The following is a 10,159-nucleotide window of genomic DNA, read 5'->3' on the forward strand; positions in this document are numbered from 1 at the left end:
CTTTGCTTACAGGGTGCTGACCAGATGCCCGCCGTCCACCGGCACGACCGCCCCGGTCATGTAGGCGGACGCGTCGGAGCAGAGCAGCAGCAGCGGCCCGTCGAGGTCGGCCAGCCGCCCCAGCCGACGCTGCGGCACCCGCCGGATCAGCGCCTGCCCGGCGTCGGTCGCCAGGAAATCGCGGTTCAGGTCGGTCTCCATGTAGCCGGGGGCCAACGCGTTGACGCGGATGCCGTAACGCGCCCATTCCAGGGCCAGAGCCTGAGTCATCTGCACCAGTCCGGCCTTCGACGCCGTGTAGGCCACGACATGGCCGGCAACCCGCAGCCCGAGGATGGAGGCGATGTTGACGATCGACCCGCCCCGCCCCTGCTCCCTCATCACGCGCGCCGTCTCCTGCGCGGTGAGGAAGGCGCCCTTCAAGTTGGTGTCGATGACGCGGTCCCACTCCTCCTCCGCGTAGTCCAGCGCGGGCTTGGCGACGGTGGCGCCGGCGTTGTTGACGAGGATGTCCAGCCCGCCGAGCGCGCCCGCCGCCGCGCGGACACCGGTGCGGACGGAGGCGGCGTCGGTGACGTCCAGCGGCACGGCGATGGCCTGCCCGCCCGCCGCTTCGATCTCGGCGACGGCGGCGTCCAGGCTCTCGCGCCGCCGCGCGGCCAGAGCGACGCGGGCGCCCGCTGCGGCGAGCACCCCCGCGAAGTGACGGCCCAGGCCGGCAGAGGCCCCGGTGACCAGGGCGGTGCGGTTGGTGAGGGAGAGGGTCATGGGGGTCCTGGGTTTGTGATGGTGGGGTTCATGCGTCGGGCCCCCTCCCTAACCCTCCCCCGCCTTCGGCGAGGGAGGGAACTCCGCTGCTTCGCAGCCAAATCCCCTCCCCTGCGAAGCGGGGGAGGGTTAGGGAGGGGGCAAAAGCCCCTCTCACAACCCCCTCGCCTGCTCGCGCAGCACGAACTTCTGGATCTTCCCGGTCGAGGTCTTCGGCAGCGCCCCGAACACCACCGTGCGGGGCGCCTTGAAGTGGGCGAGGTGGTCACGGCACCAGCCGATCACCTCGGCCTCGGTCACCCGCCCTTCCGATCCCGGCTTCAGCGTGACGAAGGCGCAGGGAGTCTCGCCCCATGTCGCATCGGGACGGGCGACGACAGCGGCCTCCATGACGTGGGGGTGCTGGTAGAGGATCTCCTCGACCTCCAGCGAGGCGATGTTCTCACCGCCGGAGATGATGATGTCCTTGGCGCGGTCCTTGATCTCGACATAACGGTCGGGGTGCAGCACGGCGAGGTCGCCGGTGTGCAGCCAGCCGTCGCGCAGCGCCTCGTCGGTCGCCGCCGGGTTCTTCAGATAGCCTTTCATCACCGTGTTGCCGCGCAGCGCCAGCTCGCCCAGCGTCTCGCCATCGGCGGGCACTTCGCGGCCGGTGTCGGGGTCGAGCACGGTCTGCTCGGACATGGTGACGTTGGGGACGCCCTGGCGGGCCATCTTCACCGCCCGCTCCTCCAGCGGCAACTCCGCCCAGCTCTCCTGCCACGCGCAGCCGGTGGAGGGGCCGTAGCATTCCGTCATGCCGTAGAGATGGGTCAGGCGGAAGCCCATCCGCTCCATGCCCGCGATCACCGCGCTGGGCGGCGCCGCCCCGCCGGTCGCCACCTGCACCGGGCCGTGGTCGAAGCCGCGCTTCACCGCGTCCGGCGCGTGGATCAGCATGGTCAGCACGACCGGCGCGCCGCAGAGATGGGTGACCTTCTCCTCGGCGATCAGGCGGAAGATCGCCGCCGGGTCGACGGCGCGCAGGCAGACATGGGTCGCCCCCACCGCCGTCACCGCCCAGGGGTAGGTCCAGCCGTTGCAGTGGAACATGGGCAGCGTCCACAGATAGACGCTGTCGGGCCGCAGCCCGAAGGTGATGACGTTGCCAAGCGCGTTCAGATGGGCGCCGCGGTGATGGTACAGAACGCCCTTGGGGTTGCCGGTGGTGCCGGAGGTGTAGTTGAGCGCGATGGACTCCCACTCGTCCTCCGGCGTGCGCCAGGGCGCCTCGGGATCGCCCATCCGCAGGAAATCCTCATACTCCAGATCGCCCACCGGGTCGGCGTCCTGCGCCGCCGGGTCGTCGATCCACACCACCGGCGGCGGGGCCGCCATCCGTTCCAGCGCGGCGCGGGCGACCGCAGACAGGCCGCGGTCGACCAGGAACAGGCGGCTTTCGGCGTGCTCCAGAATGAAGGCGACGGCGGGCGGGTCGAGCCGCGTGTTGATGGCGTTCAGCACCGCCCCGGCGCCGGGGATGCCGAAATGCGCCTCCAGCATCGCCGGGGTGTTGAAGGCCAGGACCGACACCACCTCCCCCGGCCGGACGCCGGCCCGGCTCACCGCGGAAGCCAGCGCGCGGGCGCGGTGTTCGACCTCCGCCCAGTTCCGACGCAACGGGCCGTAGACCACGGCGGTCTTGTCCGGATAGACCATCGCGGAGCGGCGCAGGAAGTCCAGCGGCGTCAGCGGCACATGATTGGCCGCGCGCCTGGACAGCTCTGCGGACGGGGTGGTGGAGTCCACGCTCGTCTCCTTCCCTGTTCTGCGGTCCCTGTGTCAGGGCCGGCGCCTCATACCGGACGCCTTGCTGACGATGGTAGTCACGAACCATTGGACAGAACAAGATTCACCTTTGGTCGGTCCTTCCCCCTATGCCCGCAAGAACGAGGCAGGGACGGGCGAGCGCATTACCGCCTCTGGCGCCGCGGTCGCGGGCCGTCCGCCCGCTACACTGTCCGGCATCGAGCCGTATGGGGGCGACCATGACGACGGTGCGGATCGCGTTCGACAAGGAACTGGTGCTGTCCGGGCATTTCCTGCTGAAGCATCTGGAAAAGCCGGAACTGCAACGCCTCGCCGCCAGCGCCCGGCTGGCCTATTTCCGGCCCGGCGCGGTCATCTTCCAGAAGGGCGACCCCGGCGACAGCATGATGGCTGTCATCCGCGGGCGGGTGAAGATCTGCTCCCACTCCACCGACGGCAAGGAGCTGGTGCTGAACATCATCAACAAGGGCGGCCTGTTCGGGGAGATCGCCCTGCTCGACGGCGAGCCGCGGACCGCCGACGCCGTGGCGCTGGAGGAAACCGACCTTCTGGTGCTCGACCGCTCGAAGTTCGTGCCGCTGCTCAATGAGCGCCCGGCGGTGGCGCTCCAGCTCATCACGGTGCTGTGCAAGCGCCTGCGCCAGACCAGCGAGCATCTGGAGGACACGCTGTTCCTGGAAGCGTCGTCGCGCTTCGCCCGCGCCCTGATGCGGCTGGCCGACGTGTTCGGCAAGCCGGTGCCGGGCGGGCTGAAGCTGGACATCAAGCTGTCGCAGCAGCAGCTCGGCTGTCTGGTGGGCGTCTCGCGGGAGAGCATCAACAAGCTGCTCGGCGAATGGCAGCGCAACGGCGTGATCGCCGTGGAATCCGGGCGGATCACCCTGCTCGACCGCGACGCGCTGGAGGAGATCGCCGAGGCGAATGGGTGACGTGTCGCGTCGGGCCCCCACCCCGGCCCTCCCCCGCTTCGCAGGGGAGGGAGATTTTGGCGAAGCGGCAGTCCCCTCCCCTGCGAAGCGGGGGAGGGTCAGGGTGGGGGCACCACGCAACCACTCCTCAATTTAACTCCCGCAGCACCCGCACCCCGTTGTTCAGGTACCGCACGTCGGGATCGTAAAACAGCCGCGCCGTATCGGTGATGTCAGCCAAGCCGCCCCGCCAGGACCCGCCGCGCAGCACGCGCTCCCGGCAATTGGCGGAGGTCCAGGCGCTGCCGTCCGTCGGCGCGCCAGCGTAGTCGGCGTGCCAGCAGTCGGCGACCCACTCCGCCACACCGCCGTTCATGTCGTGCAAGCCGAAGGGGTTCGGCTTGTAGCTGCCGACCGAGGCCGGGGTCAGCCGCTCCTGCGCGCCGCCGCAGTCCTTGCAATTGGCGAGCGTCCCCGTCTGGCCGTCCCACCAGTAGCGGCCGGTCGTGCCGCCGCGCGCCGCGTACTCCCATTCGGCTTCGGACGGCAGGCGGTAGCGCTGACCGGTCTTCTGGCTCAGCCACTTCGCGTAGGCTTGGGCCTCCAGCCAGGAGATGTTGTGGATCGGTGTGCTGTCGGTGGGCTTGGTCATGCGCGGCATGCCGCCGGTGCAACCGCCGCCCTCGACGCAGGCGCGCCATTCGGCCACCGTCACCTCGTAGGCACCCAGCGCGAAGGGCTTGGCGATGGTCACCTTGTGCACCGGACGCTCCGAGCGATCGCCCTGGTCGCTGCCCATGCTGAAACTGCCGGGCGCGATGCGCACCATCACCGGGCAGTCCGGGCAGTCCTGGAAGCTGGCCGACTTGCTGTGATTGCGCACCGCGCTGCTGCCGTTGCCGCTCGGGGGCGCCGCAGCCACCTGCTCCGGCGCTGGTACTGGCGCCGGCTGCGGCTGTGCCGGCGGGGGCGGTGCCGCCGCCTCGACGACTGGAGCCGGGGCCGGGGTCGAAGCCGAAGGCGGGGCCGATTGGGCCGGTGACGGCGGCCGAGCCGACGCGACCTCCGGCGGCTTGGCGGCGGGGGTGAGCGCGCCCAGCTTCTCGCGCGCCGGCTTGGCGTAGGCGCCGCTGCCGAACAGGCGCAGGAAGGCTTCGAAGTCGGCGGGCTCGCGGCTGCCCTTGACCATCTGCCACAGCGATTCCTCAAGCGCCGGCGCGGCCGGGGCGGCGCCCGGCGGGGCGATCTCCAGCGTCACCGTGCCGGTGGCCTTGCCGCCCTTGCCGTCCTCCACCTGATAGGTGAAGGCGCCGGCGGCGCCCGCCCGCTCCTGCTCCGGGTCGAAGGTCAGGCGGGTCAGCCCCTCGGCCGGCAGGCGGTCGCCGGGGCGGATCAGGGTGGCGCCGTCGCGCACCTTGCCGCGGTCGGGCACGGCGGTGACGGTGATGGTCAGCGGGTCGCCGTCGGGGTCCACCGGCGCCTCGATGGCCAGGGGATTCGGCAGCGCGCGGACGGTGCGCGCGCCGGCGACGACCGGCGGGCGGTTGCTCGGCTTGATGGTGATCGCCACGCCGCCTCGCACCACGCCGCCCCGCCCGTCCATGATCGCGAAGTCGAAGCGCCCGGCGTCGCCCACCACCGTCGCGTCCGGCTTGAAGCTGGTGGCGGCGAGCTGCTCCACGGTCAGGTAGTCGCCGATCAGCACGATACGGTCGCCGATGCGCACGCTGCCGCCGCGCGGCAGGCCGGAGATCTGGGCGAAGAGCTGGTCGTCGTCGGGATCGGTCGGGCGCCCGATGCGCAGCGGCTCGGCGTCGGCGCGGTCGGACAGCTCCAGCGGGCGGATCTCGCCGAGCACCGGCGGGCGGTTGGGCGGACGCGGGTTGAAGTAGAAGGGCGCCGCCCCCAGCGAACCGAAGATGTAAGGCTCCTGCCGCCCGTTGGTCGCCTGCCGCACGGTGTCGCGCACGTTGCGGAAGAACAGGCTCAGCTCCAACCCCGGCGTCTGGAGGTGCTGGAGCAGCGCGTCGGTGTAGGGGCTGTGGTCGCCCTGCCCGTCCTCGGCCAGCTGGTCGGCGCGGGTGGCCATGGCGACCAGCGTGTCGCTGGGCGTGTCGTCGATGCGGGCGAAGCCGTAATTGACCTGGATACGGTTCTGCCCGGCCTGCTTCAGCCGGTCGACGAAGGGGTTGTTGCGGCAGGAATCCAGCATGAGGATGCCCAGCTTGCGGGCCTGCGACAGCTCGCCCATCATCAGGTTCAGCGGCATCGCCTCGTAGACGAGGTCGCGCTCGCGCTCCAGCTTGGCGTCGGCCGGGACGATGTAGTTGTTGCCGCCCACCTGGATGCCGTGCCCGGCATAGAAGATCACCGCCACGTCGGCCTGCGAGGCGCGGATGCCGAAGTCGCGCAGCGCCCGCTCGAAGCCGCGGTTGTCCATGTCGAACTTCTCGTCCACGTCGAACTGGAGCTTGCGCAGGGCCTCGGCGATGGCCTTGGCGTCGTTCACCGGGTTCTGGAGTTCGGGGGCGAATTCGTACTTGCCGATGCCGACGACCAGCGCGATGCGCTTCTCCGGGGACTGGGATGCCTGGGGCGGCGGCGATTGCGGGGGAGAGGATTGGGCGACCGCGCCGGGTGCCCAGCCGAGAAGCCCCAGCAACAGCAGGACGAGGGCGAGCAACCAGAGGTCCCTGCCCAAACGACGCTGCGTCAAGGGTCCGTCGACCATCGGCCGGCTCCATCAGACAATCCCCCCTCTCCCCTCTGGGGAGAGGGCTGGGGTGAGGGGGATGCGCTTTTGCCGGACACACCGGAGCGGCGAGGCCCCCTCACCGGCCCTTCGGGCCACCCTCTCCCCCGAGGGGAGAGGGTTGAACGGCGCCGCTTTTCTGCAGCATAAAATTACCAATTCCATCAGCTTAATATTTCGATTCCTGCGCACCAAGCGTTCATTCAGCCTAATCCCGAATACGGAGGATGAGTGATTACTCCCCGGCCTCGGCCGCGGGCCGCACCCCCTCCCCATCGCGGTCGAGGACCAGCCAGGCGCGGACCGCCTTGCGCTTGCCCTTGAGCGCCATTTCGCCCACCGGCAGCCCGGCCACCGCGCCCTGCACCGCCGTCCAGGTCGGCTCCCCGATGACGATCCGGCAATGGGGGGAGGAGCGCATGTCCACCGTCTTGCCCAGCGCTTCCAGCCGGGCCGCCGTGTTGGCGGTGTCGCCGAGCAGCGAATATTCCATGTGCCTCAGCCCACCCAGGCTGCCCGCCACCAGGGGACCGGTGTGGATGCCGACACGGATGCCGATGGCCGGCAGCCCCTCCGCCTGCCAGCGCCGGTTCAGTTCGCGAAGCTCCCGTCCCATCTGGATGGCGCAGCGCACGGCGCGTTCGGCGTCGGCGTCGATCTCCGCCTGGGTGGTGCGGGCGACGGGAGCGCCGAAGACCGCCAGGATGGCGTCGCCGATGAAGCGCAGCACGATCCCGTCATGCGCCGCCACCACCCGCACCATGGCGTCGAGGTAGCCCTCCAGCCAGAGGATCAGCGGCTCCGGCTCCAGCGCCTCGCAGACGGTGGTGAAGCCCTCGATGTCGGAGAAGAAGACGGTGGCGGTCAGCTCCTGCGGGCGCGGGCGCCCACCGGCCAGGAAGGTCGCGCGCTCCCGCCAGATCTCCTCGGCGACGGGCTGGGAGACGTGGTTGGCGAACAGCTGCATCAGGCTGCGGCGGTCGGTGCGCTCCTTCAGCGACAGATGCGCGGTCATCGCGGCAATGCCGCCCAGCCACGCCGCCGACGGCGCCATCATCGCCACCAGCGGCCCGCCCTGGGCGAACAACGCCAGCGCCGCCGCCCACAGGCCCAGCAGCCCGAGCAGGCTGGCCGGCACCAGCAGCCACACCGGCCAGCCGGCCGCCGCCAGCGCCACCCCCGCAGCGCTCAACGCCAGCACCAGCGCGACCATCCAGCCATTGGACAGGTCGCGGCTGGTCCGCCCGTCGAGGATCTGGGCCAGCGCGTGGGCCTGGATCTCCACCCCCGGCGTGGACAGGCCGGCGACCGACAGCGGCGTGCGGTGCTGGTCCACCCCGACCAGGACGGTGCCGACCACGGCGATCCGCCCCGCCAGCCAGCCGCGCGGCAGCAGCCCCACCATGTCCGCCGGGTAGGTCGGGAAGGGCGGCGCGTCCGGCGACGGGCGGGCGTGCCAGTCGATGCGGAAGGGCTCCGCCGGGACCTCCCCACCGGCCGCCCCTCCGGCAAGCTGGGCCATCCGCGCCGGGAAGCTGGGCAGCCCGTCCGGCCCGCGCGGCACATGCCAGCGCACCGTGCCGTCCAGCCGGTCCTTGGCGAGGTTGGCGTGGCCGTGCGGGATGCCGTCGAGGAAACGCCCGAGGTAGCGGCGCTGCTCTTCAGTCAGCGGCGTGTCGCCGAGCGCGGTGATGGCGACCACCGGCACCGTGGCACGCTGGATGCGCTGGCGCAGCCGCTCGTCGAGCGCCGGCAGGGTCGGCTGGTCGAACAGGATGTCCAGCCCGATCGCCCGAACTCCCGCCGCCTCCAGCGTCCCCACCAGATCGGCGAGGAAGCCGCGGTCCACCGGCGACCGGCAGGCCAGCGCGGCGAACAGATCCTCCCCCAGCGTAACCAGCACGATGCCGGGATGCTGCGGGGCGGGCGGTGTGAAGTAGGCGATGGCGAGGTCGCGGAAGCTCTCGTCGGCGGAGCGCAGGGGCGGCACCAGCCGGGTCAGCCCCAGCGCCGCCGCCGACACGCCGACCACCGCAACCAATCCCACAAGCCCTTTGGCCAGCCACGGGACGTTCGCCCAACCCAGCCTGCCCCCGGATGTCCCCAACGGCGGCGCCCTCACTCCACGCGCAGGATCACCTGCGCCATCACCAGTTCGGTCTGCTTCAGCGAGGCGAGCGTCCGCTCCAGCCGGGCCGCCGCCTCGTCGGTCAGCGGCCGGAAGGCGTCCTGCCGCCCCGGCAGGTCGGCGCCGAGATCGCGCCCGGCGGCGAAGCAGCGCACCTCCTGATCGGCGGACAGGCTCCCCGACCGCTCCGCCGCGCGCAGCGGCACCGGCATGCGGTCGCCGGCCAGCGTCAGGGTGCGGTGCCCCTCCACCAGCGAGCTGGCCGACGGTCCCGGCGGGTAGATCGGCGTCAGTTGGCCACGCGTGTTGCGCAGGTAGCAGTAGAGATGCGCGTCCCGGTTCGTCTGGAGCACCAGCGTCACCGTCTCGCCGGATCGGTAGGTCGGGTAGAGGCCGCGGTCGGTGGCGAGATAGAGATTCAGCGGCGCCACGCTGTCCCGCACCGGGTCGAGCAGGGCCGCCGCCTGTGCGGCGCAGCCGGCGCCGGCCAGCCGGACGGCCAGCTCCGCGCCCTGCCCCGCCGCGATGCCGTCGGCGGCGATCACCCGCAGGGTCAGGCTGTGACGAACCCGCCCGTCCGGCCCGGCGACGGAGACGGCGGTGCCGTCCGCCATCGGCAGCTCGCGCGGCCAGGGCACCGCCGCTCCTTTGTCCCAGCGCAGCGTGGCGGCGGCCTCGCGTCCCTCCGCGCGCAGGGTGGCCGGGACCAGCGCCGGATCGGCGGGCTTGCGCAGCAGCACCGTGCCGCCGGACTTCACGCATTGGGTGCCGGGGCGGCCGGGGTCGAGGGTGAAGACCTGCTCCTCCCCCTTCTGCATCGGGGTGCCGACCGCGCGGGCCGCACCCAGGTCGGTCTGGAAGAAACGCTCCCCGCCGACGAGGCTGCCGACTCCGCCCCAACCCGAGGCGTCGGGCATGCGGTCGAGCGGCCCGTCGAACGGCCCCTTCACCCGCAGCATGCGCCCGTTGGCGAAGAGAAACATGGCGTTGGCGCCGTCCGGCACGGCGACCGCCGCGCCGTCGGGCACCAGCTGCCCCTGCGCATAGCCGGGGGCGGTGGAGGCGACGACCACCGCCGGCTCCGCCGCCGCGCGGCCGGGCGTGACGCCGACCGTTCCGACGGCGACCAGCGTCAGGGCCGCCGCCGCGAGTCCGCTCAGGGTCCTGTGCGCCATGCTGGCCTCCACCGGCGGGGATCGCGGAATCATTGGCGTTTCCCGGACGCCTGTCCAGGCGGCGAAGGGGGAAGGACGGGGCTGCGGACCCGGCCCAAAGAAGGGCGGACGCCGTGAACGGACGGGCATGGTCGGACCTCCGAAATGATGCGCGCCGGCCAATTTGCCGGCCCGTCGAGGCTAGACGGCGGAAGACGGCGGCCGCTGTGAGGTGCGGCACAAAGTTGCGCAGGAGTTGGACACCCTCCGACGTACTGAGTGTGGCGGCCTCCACAGCGCGGCCCGGTCCAGCCCCCTAGAGTGCCGGGCAGGACCGGCGCTCCGTTGGTCCGCCCCAGCGCCCGAGGAGACCGACCATGACCGACCGCCGCACCAAAGCCGACGCCGCCGATGGTTTCGATGACCGCTTCGCCCGTCATGGAATCCTGGAGGTCGCCTATCTGCGGTCGGTGGAGATCGACGGCTTGCCCGCCTACGCCGTGTACGCCGCGAACGGCACCTGCCTGTGGCTGGACACCGACCGCGCGTCGGCGGGGGCGACGCTTCAGGAGCATGGGATGGAGCTGGTCAGCGTGCATTGAGGAGTCGGGGGCACGGTGTTGCCCCCACCCTCCCCGCT

7 protein-coding genes are annotated in these 10,159 nt (G+C 71.6%); 2 read left to right on the top strand and 5 right to left on the bottom strand.

Features of this window, described 5'->3' with window-relative positions:
• Positions 1–6 precede the first annotated feature (6 nt).
• A complete protein-coding gene (locus DXK32_RS01960) occupies positions 7–768 on the bottom strand; it encodes an SDR family NAD(P)-dependent oxidoreductase (RefSeq protein ID WP_114856965.1) in 762 nt (253 codons plus the stop codon).
• Positions 769–921: 153 nt separating this feature from the next.
• The gene (locus tag DXK32_RS01965; RefSeq protein WP_114856966.1) at positions 922–2,556 is read right to left on the bottom strand and encodes an acyl-CoA synthetase; all 1,635 of its coding nucleotides are present in this window, start codon (positions 2,554–2,556) and stop codon (positions 922–924) included.
• A 239-nt stretch (positions 2,557–2,795) separates the two neighbouring features.
• Here DXK32_RS01965 and DXK32_RS01970 point away from each other — a divergent pair, with 239 nt between their 5' ends.
• Positions 2,796–3,506, top strand: a complete 711-nt coding sequence (locus tag DXK32_RS01970) for a Crp/Fnr family transcriptional regulator (RefSeq protein ID WP_162801033.1) — start codon at positions 2,796–2,798, stop codon at positions 3,504–3,506.
• Positions 3,507–3,633: 127 nt separating this feature from the next.
• On the opposite strand, the gene DXK32_RS01975 is transcribed toward DXK32_RS01970, so the two are convergent.
• The 3 genes from DXK32_RS01975 to DXK32_RS01990 all read right to left on the bottom strand — a co-directional run bounded on the left by DXK32_RS01975 (position 3,634) and on the right by DXK32_RS01990 (position 9,540).
• Positions 3,634–6,168, bottom strand: a complete 2,535-nt coding sequence (locus DXK32_RS01975) for an SUMF1/EgtB/PvdO family nonheme iron enzyme (RefSeq protein WP_162801034.1) — start codon at positions 6,166–6,168, stop codon at positions 3,634–3,636.
• Between the two features lie 304 nt (positions 6,169–6,472).
• The gene (locus DXK32_RS31970) at positions 6,473–8,284 is read right to left on the bottom strand and encodes an adenylate/guanylate cyclase domain-containing protein (RefSeq protein WP_162801035.1); all 1,812 of its coding nucleotides are present in this window, start codon (positions 8,282–8,284) and stop codon (positions 6,473–6,475) included.
• Positions 8,285–8,355: 71 nt separating this feature from the next.
• The gene (locus tag DXK32_RS01990) at positions 8,356–9,540 is read right to left on the bottom strand and encodes a DUF4384 domain-containing protein (protein WP_162801036.1); all 1,185 of its coding nucleotides are present in this window, start codon (positions 9,538–9,540) and stop codon (positions 8,356–8,358) included.
• A gap of 356 nt (positions 9,541–9,896) precedes the next feature.
• Here DXK32_RS01990 and DXK32_RS01995 point away from each other — a divergent pair, with 356 nt between their 5' ends.
• Complete coding sequence (locus DXK32_RS01995) at positions 9,897–10,121, top strand: DUF1150 family protein (protein ID WP_114856970.1); 225 nt, start codon at positions 9,897–9,899, stop codon at positions 10,119–10,121.
• The last annotated feature ends 38 nt before the right edge of the window (positions 10,122–10,159 follow it).

Source organism: Azospirillum brasilense, from assembly GCF_003349955.1.
Lineage (GTDB): Bacteria > Pseudomonadota > Alphaproteobacteria > Azospirillales > Azospirillaceae > Azospirillum > Azospirillum brasilense_B.

Excerpts from the sequence above, each read along its gene's own strand:
- DXK32_RS01960 (WP_114856965.1), bottom strand. The coding sequence starts at position 768 with ATGACCCTCTCCCTCACCAACCGCACCGCCCTGGTCACCGGGGCCTCT.
- DXK32_RS01990 (WP_162801036.1), bottom strand. The coding sequence starts at position 9,540 with ATGGCGCACAGGACCCTGAGCGGACTCGCGGCGGCGGCCCTGACGCTG.
- DXK32_RS01995 (WP_114856970.1), top strand. The coding sequence starts at position 9,897 with ATGACCGACCGCCGCACCAAAGCCGACGCCGCCGATGGTTTCGATGAC.
- DXK32_RS01970 (WP_162801033.1), top strand. The coding sequence starts at position 2,796 with ATGACGACGGTGCGGATCGCGTTCGACAAGGAACTGGTGCTGTCCGGG.